Annotated in this window: 17 protein-coding genes; 13 read left to right on the top strand and 4 right to left on the bottom strand. The window is 47.6% G+C overall.

The window, feature by feature from the left end:
* Positions 1–20: 20 nt before the first annotated feature.
* From PHW04_09270 to PHW04_09280, 3 genes are all read left to right on the top strand, one after another.
* On the top strand, positions 21–584 hold the full coding sequence (locus PHW04_09270) for a DUF2141 domain-containing protein (GenBank protein ID MDD2716071.1): 564 nt from the start codon (positions 21–23) through the stop codon (positions 582–584).
* Positions 585–704: 120 nt separating this feature from the next.
* Positions 705–890 (top strand): hypothetical protein, encoded by a 186-nt coding sequence (locus PHW04_09275; GenBank protein MDD2716072.1) that lies wholly within the window; start codon positions 705–707, stop codon positions 888–890.
* Between the two features lie 118 nt (positions 891–1,008).
* Entirely contained in the window at positions 1,009–1,698 is a 690-nt protein-coding gene (locus PHW04_09280) for a hypothetical protein (GenBank protein ID MDD2716073.1), read from the top strand.
* A 59-nt stretch (positions 1,699–1,757) separates the two neighbouring features.
* Here the strand turns inward: PHW04_09280 and PHW04_09285 are convergent, their stop codons facing one another.
* The gene (locus PHW04_09285) at positions 1,758–2,609 is read right to left on the bottom strand and encodes a hypothetical protein (GenBank protein MDD2716074.1); all 852 of its coding nucleotides are present in this window, start codon (positions 2,607–2,609) and stop codon (positions 1,758–1,760) included.
* Between the two features lie 183 nt (positions 2,610–2,792).
* Between PHW04_09285 and PHW04_09290 the strand changes: the two genes are divergently transcribed.
* The 9 genes from PHW04_09290 (at position 2,793) to PHW04_09330 (ending at position 11,356) form a co-directional block, all read left to right on the top strand.
* On the top strand, positions 2,793–3,212 hold the full coding sequence (locus PHW04_09290; GenBank protein ID MDD2716075.1) for a GNAT family N-acetyltransferase: 420 nt from the start codon (positions 2,793–2,795) through the stop codon (positions 3,210–3,212).
* The gene (locus PHW04_09295; GenBank protein MDD2716076.1) at positions 3,205–4,107 is read left to right on the top strand and encodes a phosphatidylglycerol lysyltransferase domain-containing protein; all 903 of its coding nucleotides are present in this window, start codon (positions 3,205–3,207) and stop codon (positions 4,105–4,107) included. The genes PHW04_09290 and PHW04_09295 overlap by 8 nt, the downstream gene beginning before the upstream one ends.
* Positions 4,104–4,955 (top strand): alpha/beta hydrolase, encoded by an 852-nt coding sequence (locus tag PHW04_09300; protein MDD2716077.1) that lies wholly within the window; start codon positions 4,104–4,106, stop codon positions 4,953–4,955. The genes PHW04_09295 and PHW04_09300 overlap by 4 nt, the downstream gene beginning before the upstream one ends.
* Positions 4,933–5,820, top strand: a complete 888-nt coding sequence (locus PHW04_09305) for a DMT family transporter (GenBank protein MDD2716078.1) — start codon at positions 4,933–4,935, stop codon at positions 5,818–5,820. Before PHW04_09300 ends, PHW04_09305 begins: the two co-directional genes overlap by 23 nt.
* 39 nt (positions 5,821–5,859) lie before the next feature.
* The gene (locus PHW04_09310; protein MDD2716079.1) at positions 5,860–6,711 is read left to right on the top strand and encodes a DUF4846 domain-containing protein; all 852 of its coding nucleotides are present in this window, start codon (positions 5,860–5,862) and stop codon (positions 6,709–6,711) included.
* 52 nt (positions 6,712–6,763) lie between these two features.
* Entirely contained in the window at positions 6,764–7,837 is a 1,074-nt protein-coding gene (locus PHW04_09315; GenBank protein MDD2716080.1) for a thioredoxin domain-containing protein, read from the top strand.
* Positions 7,838–8,048: 211 nt separating this feature from the next.
* Positions 8,049–9,686, top strand: coding sequence for a DUF6345 domain-containing protein (locus tag PHW04_09320; protein MDD2716081.1), 1,638 nt, complete (start codon positions 8,049–8,051; stop codon positions 9,684–9,686).
* 95 nt (positions 9,687–9,781) lie between these two features.
* The gene (locus PHW04_09325; protein ID MDD2716082.1) at positions 9,782–9,949 is read left to right on the top strand and encodes a hypothetical protein; all 168 of its coding nucleotides are present in this window, start codon (positions 9,782–9,784) and stop codon (positions 9,947–9,949) included.
* A 90-nt stretch (positions 9,950–10,039) separates the two neighbouring features.
* Complete coding sequence (locus tag PHW04_09330) at positions 10,040–11,356, top strand: M14 family metallopeptidase (protein ID MDD2716083.1); 1,317 nt, start codon at positions 10,040–10,042, stop codon at positions 11,354–11,356.
* Between the two features lie 25 nt (positions 11,357–11,381).
* Here the strand turns inward: PHW04_09330 and PHW04_09335 are convergent, their stop codons facing one another.
* From PHW04_09335 to PHW04_09345, 3 genes are read right to left on the bottom strand one after another with little or no spacing between them, the layout of a single operon-like run.
* Positions 11,382–12,128 carry an Abi-alpha family protein gene (locus tag PHW04_09335; GenBank protein ID MDD2716084.1) on the bottom strand — a complete coding sequence of 249 codons (747 nt, stop codon included), beginning with the start codon at positions 12,126–12,128 and terminating at the stop codon, positions 11,382–11,384.
* Positions 12,129–12,143: 15 nt separating this feature from the next.
* Complete coding sequence (locus PHW04_09340; protein MDD2716085.1) at positions 12,144–13,379, bottom strand: inner membrane CreD family protein; 1,236 nt, start codon at positions 13,377–13,379, stop codon at positions 12,144–12,146.
* Complete coding sequence (locus PHW04_09345) at positions 13,376–14,266, bottom strand: type 1 glutamine amidotransferase domain-containing protein (protein ID MDD2716086.1); 891 nt, start codon at positions 14,264–14,266, stop codon at positions 13,376–13,378. Before PHW04_09345 ends, PHW04_09340 begins: the two co-directional genes overlap by 4 nt.
* A gap of 232 nt (positions 14,267–14,498) precedes the next feature.
* Here PHW04_09345 and PHW04_09350 point away from each other — a divergent pair, with 232 nt between their 5' ends.
* Positions 14,499–15,050, top strand: coding sequence for a flavodoxin family protein (locus PHW04_09350; GenBank protein ID MDD2716087.1), 552 nt, complete (start codon positions 14,499–14,501; stop codon positions 15,048–15,050).
* The last annotated feature ends 38 nt before the right edge of the window (positions 15,051–15,088 follow it).

A 15,088-nucleotide genomic window follows, 5' to 3' on the forward strand; every position in this document is an offset into this window, starting at 1 on the left:
TCTTGTGCCGATAGGTAGTGATGCGCTTGCTAACAGTCAGCCTGTTGATTTTATTGGCCTTTTTTTACATGGGTGCCACTGCGGATTTTTACCAGTGGCATGACATCTGGAAAATCGATCCTGCCGATTCTCCCTGCAGCGGTGAAATCCGCCTGATGGTCAAAGACTTTCCAGACAGCAGGGGAATGGTGTACATTTCATTGTTTTCAAGCAGGGATGCGATTGCAGGACTCTTTTCACCATTCAATCAATATCCCACAGTTTTTTCGGAAAAACCCGGATTCAATGAAGTCATTGACTGCGCCAGAGTCGTTCTGCAGAGACAGATCGAAGAGCAGCCTATGATTATCGTGCTGCCGAACATTCCATATGGAGACTATGCGATCAGCGTCTTTCAGGACGTAAACCGCAATCAGCAGCTGGATCTGGACGATACCGGCATCCCGTATGAACCATGGGGTCTGACGAACAACCCGCCCAGGAAATATCGTCCTCCAAATTTCACTCAAGCCCGCTTCAGACTTGAATCCAAGGTTCTGTACCAGGTGATCGAAATGCAGAGCCCGAGACCAGGCTGGCATTGATGTAAACCGGAAATTTCTTGATGTTTTGCCCTTCATTCTCCCCGGATCCTCCCGATAATATTGATAGCTAGAACTTGAGGTTAAGACTGTAGTATCAAGTAGGGGAAAGGGGAGGACGTCATGCATACCTGCAGGTTTCAAAAGAAGGAATCGTATTCCAGGAACTGTAATCAATCCAAAGACCAGAATTACTGCGCGCTTTTCTTTGAAATGGTGGATGTTTCCACCTGTGACCAGTGTCTTGAATTCAAGCCTCTGTATACGGTAAATCTGCGGACTCATCAGGAACAGCCGGTACTGCGCTGAATTTTCCTCTATCCTGAAATAACCGCTTGGTCCGCATCAATTCTCCGGGTATAATTGAATCAGAGAGGATTGAATGCGGAGCTGTTTAGCAATATTTTTATTATTTTATTGTTGCGCTTTGCAAGCCGGTGATCTGGTTGAGTCGTCTGACCTTACAGCAGATCGGCAGCTGGGCACCAGCGAAGTAAAGCGGGGAAATCTGGATTTTTATATCATTTATTACCGGATCGGCCCTGTCAAAAATGGCAATAACCCGCTCTCCGACCAGAGACGGCTCTACTTCGAAATCGACAAGGCTCATATCAATTTCACTGCTACCGCCACCAGTGATTACACAGGACACACTTACTCCGCCATACCAGACGGAGTGGTCTTCCATTTTAAAAATCTCCCGGTCGGTTCATACGCATTGAGCATTATCCCGGATTATTCCAGTGATCAGCGCACTTTCAGCGCCAGAGTGGTTGAAAGTCAGACTACTTCCTGCGCTCAGGAAGAGGAACTCGCACAGCAGTATGAGGGCCGTCTGCGTGTCAGCATAGCAGCTGGAGCCAACCTCAGATGCCATGTGGTGCTTTCCTATTCTAATAAAGACTACACGATCCAGGATGACAGGATCGCTGTCGACACAATGGCTGGAGAGCAATCCTATGAAGGAGTCGTTGAATATTACCCGATTCCCTGGGGTTCCTATGCCGGCAGAACAGTCCTCACCGGCGCAGGCGAAACCAATGACATGGGCAACATAGAAATTACAGTCAATAATTCCCATGCTGATGCCTGGCTGGTGATCAAACAATCCAAATGATTTCAAAAAAAAAGCCCGGATTTCCGGGCTTTTTTTTGGCAGGTATCTGTATTTATTATCTATTGAAGCACTTCGTCTGTCGGTACGAGCTTCTGAGAGGCTGAATAGCTCGGTGAGAAATACAGACCTGACGGAGCACCAGCTGCTATCGTATGGCTGATCGCGACAGCACTGTAGTTGCTTCCTGCCCAGGTGGCGTCCCTTTCGGTGTAGAAACGCTTGGCCACTCTGAATGTGCGCTTGAAAGCCAGTCCCGAATGCACTACATGACCATGTCCGTCTGTGTGGGTGTGATAGGCATTCACTGTGATGTAGAGGAAATATCCGATCCTGGCTGAGTATTCAACTCTGTAGGTCAAATCTTCATCCTTGGCCTGGGGCCAGGAGCTGTGCAGATCACTGCCAGCCGCTTTGACGGCTGAGTCTGTATACTGCTTCACATCCTCGACCGCATCCAGAGGATCTTTGTAATCGAGCTTAGGCGTGTATTTTTCAGCTTTGGTGTCGAAATTCATGCCAGGTGCATCCGGCCTGTGCCAGAGATAAATCACATGCACTGCGCCATAGAATTCATCCACACCGTTCGGGTCAGGCAGGATTTTGGGAATCGCAGTTGTTTCGACTACCCAGGTGATTTTGTCGTCTGTTGCTGACGGATAAAGCACCTTGGCTCTGGCAACAGCAGTTTTCACAATCCTGTCGGACATTTCGAGCGCTCCGTTCTTCGCAGCTTCTTCGCTGACGTAATCGCCTTGCTGGGTGTACTCACTGTAATCTGACTTGAAGTCCAGTCCAGGGGGCGTGCCCAGCTTGCAGGTTACGATTACCTTGATCATTCCGGTGTAAGTGGTCTGGCCGGCATAAACGGCCACCATCAATCCGAGCAGCAGCAGTACTAAAATCTTTTTCACTCTTCCTCCTCTTGTGAAACTTTTCGGACCAGCTGTAGTCTTTTTTCAGCCATCCGTATTGAAGTGATTATTTACCTGACCATAAATATTATCCAGTTACAAAAAGCTGCATAGAATCAAAACCTGAATTTGACTTTTTCCTGGAAGGGGGGTAAAAAGTAGGCCTGATCAACTGGGGGCAGCTTGGAATTAGAAGTCAGAATCATCAGAGAGGCCAGCAGAGAAGAGATTTTTCAGCTCTACGTAGAAGAGAACTGGTGGAAACCGGAAGAGCGGATTCAGATGCATCTGATCGATGATGTGATAAAAAAATCATTCTGCTTTGCGGGGGCTTTCTGTGACGGAAAAATGATCGGCATGGGCCGGGCGATTTCTGACGGGATATCAGACGCCTATATCCAGGATGTGATGGTGACAAAGAGTTTTAGAGGGCGTGGACTAGGCATGATGATCATGGAATGCATTATCAGCCACCTCAAATCTCATGGTGTATCCTGGATCGGGCTGATCGCCAATCCAGGGACCAGTAATTTTTATAAAGGCCTTGGGTTCAAAGTGATGGAAAAATTTACTCCCATGCTGCTGGAATCACCTGATGAATGATCTGCAGATAGATTGCTTTCATGAATTCAGTCTGAAGGACCGGCATACCATTGAACCTTTACTGGTAGCTTCCAATCCCCAGCTCTGCGATTATAATTTCGCCAATTTATACTGCTGGGGTGAAATTTACAGTATCAAATGGAATCTGTACAAAAACCGCCTGCTGATCTATGACGGCCACGACGATTATTTAACGATGCCGGTTGGGGAACCCTTCGCTTTAGAGGAATTTGTTGAAATGTCCGATGCCCTGCAAAAACAGGGGAAATCAGGCAATTATTTTCTGGTGGCTCTGGATGTGATCGAGCGCAATCGAGCTGATTTTGAGCATTTTTTTGATCTGAAAATCGACGAGAACCTGGGTGATTATATCTATAATCTGAAAAAGCTTTATGAACTTAAAGGCTCTAAACTTCAGAAGAAAAAAAACCTGGTGTCCCAGTTCAGGCGGAACAATCCGGATTACAGGGTGGAGAGACTGGAACGAAAATTTTTCGATGAATGCCTCAGACTGGCCGAAATCTGGTGCAGATTTTCAGAAAACTGCAACGATCCTGGTGTCTTGGAAGAAAATCGAGCTTTGCGCCGGGCACTGCAATCTTATGAAGATCTCGGCCTGGATGGATTGACTATGTTTGCAGGGGATAAAATCGTTGCTTTCTCAATTTTTGACCGTTTAAATGTCAATACCGCAGATATTCATTTTGAAAAGACTGATATGGAAATCAAAGGCTGTTCTCAGGCCATCAACTGGAAAACAGCGGAATATCTGCTCAATAACTACGAATTCATCAACAGGGAGCAGGACATGGGAGTCGAAGGCCTGCGTCAGGCCAAGCGTTCCTACTGCCCGGAATTTCTTGCCACTTCCTATTCCCTGATCAGGAAGAAATGATGCCGAACTGGGCCATGTTTTTCTGGACTCTATTAAAAATCCTGATCATCTCCTATTTTCTGCTCTGCATTTTCATATATTCTTACCAGGAACGATTGATTTATTTTCCCAACCGCTCCAAAGGTGACGATCCATCTTCACTGGGCTTAAAATTCGAGCAGATATTCTTAAAAACCAGCGATGGGGTCAGGATTTCCGCCTGGCTTGTGCCATGCGACCAGCCCAGGGCTGCTCTGATATTCTGCCATGGAAATGCAGCGAATCTCCACTCCTGCCTCCCAAACATCAGTCTCTTTCACAAACTGGGTCTGACTGTGCTGGCTTTTGACTATCGTGGTTACGGTCTGAGTGAAGGCTCGATTTCCGAAAGCGGAACTGGTTTCGACGCTGAGGCTGCCTGGGACTTTCTCGGGTCCGAGCGAGGATTCAAACCTGATCAGATCATCATAGCCGGGCAGTCGCTCGGGGGGGCAGTGGCAGCGAGACTTGCAGCGCTGCGGAATCCTGGAATGCTGATCCTGGAATCAACTTTTACTTCCATTCAGGAAATGGCAAGGCAGCAATACCCGTTTCTGCCGGTCAAGATGCTCTGCAGGGTAAGTTACAACACTATTGAATCCCTGGAAAAAATCCATTGCCCGGTCCTGATCATCCACAGTCCGATGGACGAAATGATACCGTTCACGATGGGCCAGGCTCTTTTTGCCAAAGCATCAGGACCCAAGGCTTTTCTTCCGATCTCCGGCGACCACAACTCAGGCTTCCAGATATCAGGTGACATCTACACTCAAGGTCTCTCCAATTTCATGGATAAATTTCTGAACGGTGCCTGCAGTGAATCTCGCTAAAACCGTGCTGATTCTTCTGACCGGAATCATCGCGGTGTCGCTCGCTTCCATCTTTACTAAATACTGCGACGATGTGCCGGCTGTGGTGATCGCGGCATACAGGGTAGGCACTGCCTCCTGCATCCTGATCCTGATCGCAGCCATTAGAGGAGTCGGGCTGCAAAAGATTTCCAGAACCGACTTAAAACTGGCGGTGCTCGGCGGCTTTTTTCTTTCGCTGCATTTTCTGACCTGGTTCACCTCCCTCAAATACACAACAGTCACTACCAGCGTCGTTCTGGTGACCACAAACCCGATTTTCGTGAGCCTGTTTTCCTTTCTGCTGTTCAGGGAGAAGCTTGTCACCGAAGTTCTGCTGGGAATTATCATGACATTTGCGGGCAGCGTGATTCTCGCTTTGACAGGCGGGCAGCTGGCGTTTGCAGGCGGCCATGTATTTTTAGGCAACATTCTCGCATTGTGCGGGGCTGTAATGGCTTCCTGTTATCTTATGGTAGGCAGCAATCTGCGCGAGCGGATGGATATCCTCGCCTACACCACCATTGTCTATTCCAGCACAGCTGTATTTCTGCTTTTCTATTGCCTGATCAGCGGAGCAGGCTTCACAGGCTACAGACCTTCTTCATATGTTTTCATGCTGCTGATGGCGTTGATACCTCAATTACTCGGTCACTCTGCCTTCAACTGGGCCCTGCGGCATTTAAAGGCCAGCATGGTTGCCCTGACTATCCTGGGAGAACCTGTGCTGGCATCTATTTTCGCCCATTTTCTGTTCAGGGATCAGATTAATTCCATCCAGATGACCGGAATCATTCTGATTTTTGCCGGGATCATCATCGCTGCCCGGAAAGGTGCAAAAAAGTAAGTTTTTTGATAGATTCAGGAAGGCAGGTTCGATTTTAAAATGAGATATTTTTACTTAATTCCACTGTTTTTTTACCTGACCAGTTCCTGGTCTGCCGAAAGACAGAAACCGGTTTACTTCTGGAATTCCAATTACGATTCTCAGGAATCAATTGCGATTCGGATCCTGCCTCCTGAAGAATTCGAAAGAGTGCAGGTAAAAGCCGGTTCATTTGAAGAATGGCTGCGCTGGCTTCCGTTGAAAAAGGGATTTCCTCCAGTCAAGAGATTTGATGGAAAGCTGAATCGGTATAAATTCATTCACTTCGCTGTGCTCGACCTTGATTTCGGTGACCGCAGATCACACGGGGCTGCCCAATCTCTGGAGTACCTCTATGCTGAATATCTTTTCTCTCAAGAATATTTCTGGGCTGTTCATTTCAAACTGAATACAGGCAAGAGAGTGGACCTGCGTCAATGGCAGGAAGGTGAGAGACCTTTTTTCTTCCTCAAAAAGCTTAACTGGGAGCCAAAAGCCCCTGAATCCAGAACTTACGAAAATTTCAGAGATTTCATGGAATTTGTCTTCTCCAATACCAATGCAGATTCTCTTGTTCAGGAATTGATTCCAGTTACCCCAAAAACAGATCTGGAGATCGGTGACATCTTCATCATTGCCGGAACAGGAGGGCAGGCAGTGATAGTGCTGGACAAAGCAGTAAATAAAAAAACAGGACAACAGGTATTTTTACTCGGACAGGGGTCTGAACCGGCGCAGGAGTTCCACCTGCTGCAAAACACCACCGACTCTTACCTCAATCCCTGGTATCATGCCGATTTCGGCGACCACCTGATCACTCCGAAATGTGTTTTTATGCCTGAAGACAGGAAGAGATTTTTGAAGGAGTATTGACAGTTAATTACCCTGTAGTATAATTCACACAAATCTATCAAAAGGAGCAACTATGAGATCGATCGTTTGTTTAGTACTTGCCGCTTTCATTCTGTCGGCAATCCCGGCGTTCTGCGCTGACAACATCAAGGAAATCGGATTTGGTAACAAGGTCAATTTCAAGGAATTCGTGGTCAAAGGTCAACTGAATGTGATCGATTTTTACAGCCCTTTCTGCCCGCCCTGCATGGCACTGAAGCCGCTGCTGGAAAAAATCGCTGAAACAAACCCGGACCTCAATATCATTGAAGTAAATATTAACCGCCCGGAAACCAAGGGAATCGACTGGACATCCCCGGTTGCCAAGCAGTATAAGCTCAAATCAGTCCCGCAATTCAAAGTAGTGAACGAGAAAGGCAAACTGATCGAGGGTGAAGCTGCCAGGAAAATCGTGGACAAATTGACCAAACCGCTGGAGCTGGAAAGCATCAATCAGGCTCTGAACCAGAATCCAAAGGATGTTTCTGCCCTTTATAAGAGATCACTTTACTTCCTTGATCTGAACGAATACCAGGCAGCAGCTGCTGATCTCGAACTGATCGCCAAACTCGCACCGGTAGAACATGATGCCGCTTATTATAATCTGGCCTGCTGCTATGTGCAGCTTGGTGAAAAGGAAAAAGCGCTTTATAATCTTGACCTCGGCCTCAAGATCGCCAATGTGAAAAAGAATGTGCAGCTGCTCAACTGGTTCCTGGAAGACCCGGATCTCAAAGCTCTGCACAATGACACGCAGTTCAAGGAACTGGCTAAAAAATACGAACCTTTCCTGGAAAAGAAAGCACCGGTTAAAGCTAAGAAAGCCGTGAAAAAAGCAGTAAAAAAACCAGCAAAAAAAGTTGAACCTGCTGCTGTTAAGATTGAAACCCCGGCAGTTCCGGCAGCTAATACTCCCGCTGCAGAACCCAAAATCGAAACTCCTGCAACTCCGGCTGCACCGGCTGCTCCTGAAACCCCTGCAGCACCGGCAACTCCAACCACTCCGGCTGCTCCTGAAGCACCGGCAACTCCAACCACTCCGGCTGCTCCTGAAACACCGGCAACTCCGGCTGTACCTGCCGCAACAGGCGAAGCTTCCGGACACTGATCGAGCCTGATATCAATTACAAAAAGGGCTGTCAGCAAAGGCAGCCCTTTTTTGTATGTCAGAAAAAGATTTCAAGGTAAACCTTTTTTTGTTGATAAATATTCATTGAAACTTTTGCTCTCCCGGATATAATTTATCTATAGGACAAAGTGACAGTAAATTTCTCGCTGCGCTCGAAATATAACTGTCACTAAGAGTATAAGGGGGAAGTATGAGAGTTGTTCTCATACTGCTGGCATTTTTTTTGGCCGGCAGTGTTCTGCATGCATCCGATTCAAACGTAATCATTATCAAAGATCAGTCCGCCAAAGTTGTGAGAAAGGGTATTGCCAGAATCATGGCAGATGACGGAGGCAATCTCTCCAATCAGGACGCCTATATCTTGCGCGACAGCCTGAAAAATTACGGTTATGAGATAGAAAGTTTCCTGGAAAATTCCCAGGTGGAGAAAAAGAGCTTCAATCCTGACTCTCCTGTAGACATCGTCTATTTTACCGGGCATGGAGCTCCCGGCTACATTCACTTTGGAAACGGTGGAATCAACAGGGAAGAGGTGAACGGACAGAATGTCAAACATCTGATCAGCGCCACCTGCCTGACAGTTGCTAAAGATATCTGGAAGGCGAACTTTGGCCAGGGACTGAAAACTGTGATGGGCTATTACATGACATCCTACGACGGCCCTGACGATGATGTGGCAAAAATATTTGCGCAGTCCATCAGCGGCCTGACTCCGGATTCAAACCCTGATCAGTTTGTCTCTGCCTGGAAAAAAGCCAACCTGGAATGCAACGGTGGCCTTGAGGATCGCTGGAGTGCCCAGACCGCAGATAAATTTTATTACGGAGGCAACGGCCCTGATCCAGGTCCTGCTCCAGATCCTGCGCCCAATCCTGCGCCCAATCCGGCACCCAATCCTGCGCCCAATCCTGCGCCCAATCCGGCACCCAATCCTGCGCCCAATCCGGCACCCAATCCTGCGCCCAATCCAGCACCTAATCCAGCACCTAATCCAGCACCCAATCCGCCACCAAATCCTGTGCCTGCTCCTGCCAATACTCAAGAAATTGTCGACATCATTGACGACATAATCAATCATCTGATCAATGACGTGAAAGCGCTGACCAGAAGTACTGCAAAAGGAAACGCTGAGGTATTTGTTTCCGAAAAACTGAGCTACTCCTTCGAATCTGCTAAATCACTTCTAGCTGTTCCGGAACTGTCAGCAAGCCCTGATCACGATTCCGGCCGCAGTCTTGGTGCCAAAGGAAACTGCATTGCTCAGATTGCCGAGTCAGGTCGCCTGATTTTGGAAGGAACAGACAGCTTCCAGCCCTGGTTCGCAGATCCCAGAGAAGTTCTGGCTGCTGCAGAGGAATATGTGGAAGAAAACGGTGGTCTGCCGCCAGATGCCGAAATCAGCTCCGTTGTTCCGGTTTACGCTTGCGATAATGATGGAACGAGAACAGTGATCAATTACTGCATCTCCTGGAAACGGATCATAGACGGCCTGGAAATTTCCGGAACAGATGGAGATGGAATTGGTCTGCTGGTCGGCTCAGATGGAGTGATCGTCTACCGCAGGCTCTGGCGTGAACTGCACCAGACGAGCGCCAAAGGCTGCACTGAACTCGCCGATCCTGTAACCATGCTGCAGAAAGCAGGGTCAGCAATCTGCGCTTCAGTCAAGGATGGTACAAGCGTGCGGATCGTTGACTATGCCCCAGGGTATTATTCGCCTGATTCAGGGACTGGCGGCCTGGTCAATCTGCGGCCGTGCTATCATTACCGCACTGCCGATGGATTTACCTTTCACGTCGATGCAGTTTCCGGTGAACTCCTGAAGTAATCCGGTACTTTGCCGGATTTGCAATTTCAGGAAAAAGAATCTATATATAAGGATCAGGTAGAGAAAGGTGAGTATAAGTGAACCAGGGGTGATTTATGAGCAAGCTCAAAATTTTTGAACTGCACAAAAATCATGTGTCTGAAATCAATGTCAAAAACTGCGAGCTCTCCACCTTCCCGGGAACATATGGACCGGGCAAGCTTTTTCCATTGATCTATGTGGAGTGCAATGAGGCCGTGATCCCAGCGGAAAAAGAAGAATAAGGCTGAACAGCAAAATATTTTTCTTGCATTCTTCCTTTTTAGCTTGTACTATTGGTCTGTAGGTATTCAGATAAGAGTGCAGGAGGAAGTATGCTCCGCTTTTTCGTGTTTATTTGTTTTTTCAGTCTTTTTTCAACGATCATCTCAGCTAAACCAGTAATCTTTATTCCTAATGACCAGACCAACGCTTTTTTTGCGCTTCCTCAGGATGAATTCGATGTTGCAGGCGCAAATTCCGAGGGCCTGACAGCGATCGTTACAGAAAACGGCATCAGGCAGTTGAAGCGCAATGGAATCTATTTCAATACACTCAAGCAGGACATCGAGGAAATTTATACCCCGCTCAGGAACAGGGTCAACCGCGGAACGAGTTCCTATCATAAATATGATGCACTTGTAGCTGAACTGAAAAGCATTGCAGCGCAGCATTCAGAGATTGCCTCGCTTGAATCCATCGGCAAGTCCTGCCAGAATCGCGATATATATGCAATCAAGATCACCGGCTCTTCCACTGCTGCAAGCAAACCGGCCATGCTGGTCTGCGGGCTTACCCATGCCAGAGAGTGGATTTCCATGGAAGTCCCGCTTGCGCTGATCAACAAACTTGTCAATAGTTACGGCAGCGACCAGGAGCTGACCAAGCTAGTCAATGAACGGACGGTCTGGGTTGTTCCGGTGATAAACCCGGATGGCCTGGTTTATACTCAGACAACTGGAGACTGGCGCAAGAATCGACGCGACAACAAGGACGGCACATTCGGAGTGGACCTGAACCGCAATGCTGACGCCAAATGGGGAACTGCCGGAGACTCAGGCTCCACCTACAGCGACACCTATCGAGGGAAATCAGCTTTCTCGGAACCGGAACTGACGGCTTTGCGTGATCTTGCCAGACGCGAAAAAATGCAGTCCATGATTTCTTTCCACAGTTACGGCGAACTGGTTCTGTATCCCTGGGGTTACACCTCCAGCATCCATACCGCAGATGACGCAAAACTTTCCAAAATATCCAAGGACATGGCCAAGGAAAACAGCTATACACCTGAACAATCGGCAGATCTCTACCCGGCTTCTGGAGATTTCTGCGACTGGGCTTACATGGAGAATAAATGCTTTGCTTACACCATTGAGCTGGGCCAGGATTTCGTCCCGACCGATTCCGAAGTCCCTTCAATCTGCGACCAGAACGTGAAAACGTCGCTGGTACTGCTCAAAGCTACCGGCCAGACATCGCTTAACACGGAATCCAGCATTTCAGGGAATGACTGTGGGTATGAAACCGAACTCAACCAGACTCTGAAAAACCTTTTCCCTGACCAGGATCTGCAGGCACTTTCGAAAATAAATCCTGAACCTGCTGAGAATTTCGAAAAGATCAGCAAAATGACTGATACAAGCGGATATTGATCCGTTAAATTCCGATTGACTGAGATCAGATGGAACAGCGGGTGCAGAATTCTCTGCCATAATCCGTCAGTTTGATTTTCTTTTCCACCACCCTGGTCGGAGCGTCAGGATCGATTTTGGCTTCTTTCTGCAGAAAGCGGGGAACAGCAGCATTTTCATTCTCGCTGGATTCAAGCCGGATCAGGCCGATCCGCTCCAGATTGTCGAGGAAAAAAGCTCCAACTTCCGGATTGCAGGAAATTTCCGAAAAACAGGGCGAGATATTGCGGGTCACGAGCCTGAACACTCCGCCTTCCATGGATTCGACATCATAGGCCATGTAATCTTCCTTCATGCGGAAAAACTTCAGAAGACGCAGTTCCTCTTCCGAAAGCTGTGCAAGAGTCTGCAGAAAAGATGGGCTGATCCGGGATGAAGTCTGGGGATCGAGCAATGCTGCCAGCAGGTTGTAAATGCATTCTTTAACAATCGGTTCAGTGAAGCTTACTTTAAGCTGTTCCAGAATCGGTACTAATACCCTGGCTCTGGGCTGAACTATTTTTTCAACTCCAAGTTCGATCAGTTTTTCCGGCAGGGTGGCGAGGAGATTATCCCAGATCAGTTCCAGCCTGCTTACATAAATTCCAGTCGGCTTTAACAGAAATTCTGTTAGTTGAATTATTAAAATTTCCCTGCTGTCTTCGCAGGCAGAAACTTCCGGAATTTTACTGTCTGTCAGATTATCTGACAGTTTTTCCATTGATTCTTTAAGGCCATGTTCATTTTCTTCCAAAATAACCTCCGGAAATCATCGTTTATCATACATCGAAAGTTGTTTTTCCCAATCCACCCTGCCGGTGATCTGCATGATCACGAATAATGTGATTATGCTGCAGACAGTGATCATCAGGCCTGTATACCCTTCAAAGAAAAAGGCGCTGGAAAAAAGCACCAGGTACACGAACTGTGACATGCCGGCTTCCAGGAAAGCAAACCTGTTGCCTGCTACCAGGCGCATGTAAGACACAACCAGGAAAATCGAAACCAGGGAGCAGACTGTGAAGGCAGGTCCAATCTCAAGATGATCAACAAGATACGACATCAGCAGATGAAAACTGAAGAAAGCCGCAGAAAGGAAAAAGTAATTCATCGGATGCAGGTTGATCCGCTTCAGTGTCGTGATCACAAACATCAGGAAGAAAAAGAAGAACAGGGATACAGGTGCGAAAAAACTGATTCTGCTGGCGAAAGGGCCGGGATTCATTTTCTGCGGCAGCTGGACTCCAATCTGGATCCCGGAGATGAGATTTTTATATTTCCAGGTCAGGTTCGCTCCGCCCTGATTGAGCTCTTTCGCTGTAGGAGATATGCAGTTCTCAGGGAAATCGTAGTCTGTAAAATTCGTTTTAAGCACTAAGGAAAAATCACTGATCTGGGAAACATCGCTGCCGAACCTGTACCACCACTGGTCAAGCCCTCTGGATTCGTAGGAAATTTCAATTGTCTTTCCCTCCCCGGGGTTGAGAAAGAAATCCTTGACTATCCTGCCGGCTGACGGGCGGAGATTTTTTTCAGCGCTGCCGTTGACATTAAAGAGAAAATTGTCGTAGATTCCGCTGGAAGTCGGAAAGGCATAGTCGAAAGTAATCAAGCGCGCCTGAGCGGTGGAATTCGAGATTTTATAGCTGGCGTCAAACTTGACTGTATACGTAGAGTACCACAGCAGTCCCTTTTTACGATATTCCAGGCCCAGCCACACCCTGGCATCAGTGCCGTCCAGATTCAAGGGATGGTTTTCGACCACCTCCTCTGTCAGGAGTTTGGTGGTGGATCCCTGAAAGTTTTCTACTTTCCGCTCAGATCTTGTAAGATAATAAATATCCGGAGCCTGCTGTGCCTGAACAGTACCCCAGAGCTGTCCCACTTCACCCCGCAGCTTTGTATCCTGATTGTAAGTTCTGTTGTACGTCACACCACCCAGTATCACCCAGGCCACACAGGTGCAGGAATAAATAAAAATCAGGGCGAGAATTCTTCTGATCATTTTACACTTTCTCCTTTTTTCAGCGCTTGGCAGGCCTGCCGAGCCGTATCCTGGGTAGAGCCGGGATTCTGTCCGGTGATCAAGTTGCGGTCTGTAATCACAAAATTCTCCCAGGGCTGTCCGCATTCATACTTGGCACCGGCTTTCCGCAAGGCTTGTTCCAAAGAAAACGGATAGGCTTTGAGGATCTGGATTAATTCGGCTTCCTTGTCTGAAAAGCCTGTCACCCGATATCCTCTGATCAGGCTTTTACCGTTTTTATCCTTCAGTCCGGCCAGGAACACGCTGCCCTGAGCCACAGCCGCGACTACTTTCTTTTTTTCAAAAAACCGGGTGGCGATTTTCTGCAGAGCTTCGTTTGTAGCCAGGTCGAACATTACCGAATGGCCGCCTGAAACGAAAAGCAGGTCGTAATCGTCCGGATTCAGCTCAGAAAGGGCAAGGGTCTTATCCATCATCTCCTTATGCGCCAGCAGGAATTCATTTGCTGTTTTCGCGGAATCAGAGGAAACAATCTTTGGATCCAAACTGAGTTTGTCGAAGATGAAACTCCCACCTGTGGGAGAAGCAATGTCTATTTTCAGACTGCAGAACTTGAAGACCAGAAAAGGGATCATGAATTCTTCAGCCCAGATTCCGACTTCCACAGTTGGAATCGGCATCACTCTGACGTTCGATACTACCATCAACACCCTACCCCTTGGGACTTCAGCACTTTTCTTGAGCACTTCACCTGAGTCATTCGAAATTACAGTTCCGGTAGAAATTTCGCCGGAAGAAGTTGTTTCACTGGAAATTGAAGAGAGTTCGGTTGTGAGCTCTGCGGCATCAACCTGAAGCAAAGAAATCAGAATCAAGAAGAGTAGAGGGAAAATTATTTTCTGCATCCGGTATCCTTTGAAGTTTTATAGTAATTTAACGGGAAATGACATTTTCGTCAATGGAGACACCTGCAAAACTCTCTTTTTTGCATAAAATGGACTTTTGCGATCAGCTCAATCTCATTTCAAACCCATCAAGCTTGACAATTCTGAACCGGCAGGAAATAATCAAGGATTACGGCCAGGCCGTTCGAATCTCGGAACTGATCGCCGGAATTTATGAAATAACGGAGGACTCATGAGAATACTTGCCTTAAACGGCAGCCCCCGCAAGAGCGGGAACTGCTCGAAAATCATTGATAAAATCTGCAGAACCGCTGAAAAGAAAGGCCATCAGTTCACGGTTTATCCCTTGTATGATCTCGTTTTCGGAGGGTGCCTGGCTTGTGAAACCTGCAAAAGCGAGACTGGAAAGTGCCCGCTGAAAGACGATTTCACAAGGATCAAGGATGAGATCATCCAGGCCGGGTGCCTGATCATAGCTTCTCCTGTCTACATGGGGCAGATCACAGGCCCCCTGAAAACATTCCTGGACAGATTCTACATCTTTGTCACAGCTGATTTCCAGATCCGCGATCTGAAAGGAAAAAAATTCGCCACTGTAATCACCTGCGGAGCGCCTGCGGATCAGTTCCGCTATGTCGGCGACTATCTGCAGCACTGGTTCAAGGATTTTTTCCACCTGGAATCGCTGGGTGGCATTGTGGCCGGCAATCTGGGAGGCCCTGGGATCGTGTCCAACAAGCCGGATGTAATGAAGGAAGCGCAGAGGATCGGGGGAGCGATATAAAGATCCTGTAAATGTTACAAGATTGTAACTTGAATTAA

The organism is Candidatus Wallbacteria bacterium (assembly GCA_028687545.1).
Taxonomy (GTDB): Bacteria; Muiribacteriota; JAQTZZ01; order JAQTZZ01; family JAQTZZ01; genus JAQTZZ01.

Excerpts from the sequence above, each read along its gene's own strand:
- PHW04_09270 (MDD2716071.1), top strand. The coding sequence starts at position 21 with ATGCGCTTGCTAACAGTCAGCCTGTTGATTTTATTGGCCTTTTTTTAC.
- PHW04_09275 (MDD2716072.1), top strand. The coding sequence starts at position 705 with ATGCATACCTGCAGGTTTCAAAAGAAGGAATCGTATTCCAGGAACTGT.
- PHW04_09295 (MDD2716076.1), top strand. The coding sequence starts at position 3,205 with ATGAATGATCTGCAGATAGATTGCTTTCATGAATTCAGTCTGAAGGAC.
- PHW04_09300 (MDD2716077.1), top strand. The coding sequence starts at position 4,104 with ATGATGCCGAACTGGGCCATGTTTTTCTGGACTCTATTAAAAATCCTG.
- PHW04_09310 (MDD2716079.1), top strand. The coding sequence starts at position 5,860 with ATGAGATATTTTTACTTAATTCCACTGTTTTTTTACCTGACCAGTTCC.
- PHW04_09315 (MDD2716080.1), top strand. The coding sequence starts at position 6,764 with ATGAGATCGATCGTTTGTTTAGTACTTGCCGCTTTCATTCTGTCGGCA.
- PHW04_09320 (MDD2716081.1), top strand. The coding sequence starts at position 8,049 with ATGAGAGTTGTTCTCATACTGCTGGCATTTTTTTTGGCCGGCAGTGTT.
- PHW04_09325 (MDD2716082.1), top strand. The coding sequence starts at position 9,782 with ATGAGCAAGCTCAAAATTTTTGAACTGCACAAAAATCATGTGTCTGAA.
- PHW04_09330 (MDD2716083.1), top strand. The coding sequence starts at position 10,040 with ATGCTCCGCTTTTTCGTGTTTATTTGTTTTTTCAGTCTTTTTTCAACG.
- PHW04_09340 (MDD2716085.1), bottom strand. The coding sequence starts at position 13,379 with ATGATCAGAAGAATTCTCGCCCTGATTTTTATTTATTCCTGCACCTGT.
- PHW04_09345 (MDD2716086.1), bottom strand. The coding sequence starts at position 14,266 with ATGCAGAAAATAATTTTCCCTCTACTCTTCTTGATTCTGATTTCTTTG.
- PHW04_09350 (MDD2716087.1), top strand. The coding sequence starts at position 14,499 with ATGAGAATACTTGCCTTAAACGGCAGCCCCCGCAAGAGCGGGAACTGC.